Raw genomic sequence first — 855 nt, 5'->3', positions numbered from 1 at the left:
TGGCAGCCGCATCGGCGGCCCCGTCGAGCGAGCCGCGCGCCGCCGCGCCTGTCCTGCGCTGGCCTTGTTGCGAAACCACAAGGCTGGGCGCCTTGCCCGTGTCGGCACCCGCGCCCGGCCTGTCTGCGGGGATCTTGGCCGGCTTGTCAACCAGTACCGCGGCCGGCGCCCAGACTAGGCTGGCGGTACGCAGATCCATCGGTTGCTCGTCCCAGGCGCGGATTTGTTGCTCGGCCTCGGGCGCGGCGCGGCGCGGGCGCGGCTCGCCATCGGGCGGCCGCGGTGCGCCGGTGTTCGCGTCCTTCTCGCGCTCGCCGCGCGCCTCGTTGCGCAGCGCATCGAGTTCCTCGCGCGTCACGAGCGACTGAACGGGATAGGCGCGTTCGTTGTTCCAGTAGGCATCGAAGCTGCGTGACAGGTCCTGCACGATGGGGCCGGCCGCCAGCACGTCCATGTCTACGAAGTTGCCCGCCGGGGCATTGCCGAAATAGGCATCACCCAAGTTTCGCCCGCCGGTCACGCCGAGCACGTTATCTGCGATGAAGAGCTTGTTGTGCATGCGCTGCTGGATGCGCGAGGCATCCTCGATGGCATTGAACATCCGGGCCAGGCTCGAACCGCGCGAGCCGGGCACCGGATTGAACATTCGCATCTCGATGTTGGGCACGAAAGCCAGCCGCATCACCGACGCATTGCGGCCGGTGCTGTGGAAGTCGTCGAGCAGGATGCGCACGCGCACGCCGCGGCTCGCCGCGTCGCGCACAGCGGCTAGGAGGCGTTCGGTGCTGGCATCGGCATGAATCGCGTAGTACTGCAGGTCGAGCGTTTTCGTCGCACCCTCGGCCAGCGCGAGGC

The 855-nt window shown here is 68.7% G+C and carries 1 protein-coding gene; it reads right to left on the bottom strand.

The features are described from left to right. Positions 1-855, bottom strand: an 855-nt coding sequence (locus APY03_RS44795) for a phospholipase D-like domain-containing protein (protein WP_232324476.1), incomplete at both ends; no start/stop codon positions are given.

Origin of the sequence: Variovorax sp. WDL1 (genome assembly GCF_001541225.1) — a bacterium.
GTDB lineage: Bacteria > Pseudomonadota > Gammaproteobacteria > Burkholderiales > Burkholderiaceae_C > Variovorax.
This window is presented reverse-complemented; position numbering and strand designations above follow the sequence as displayed.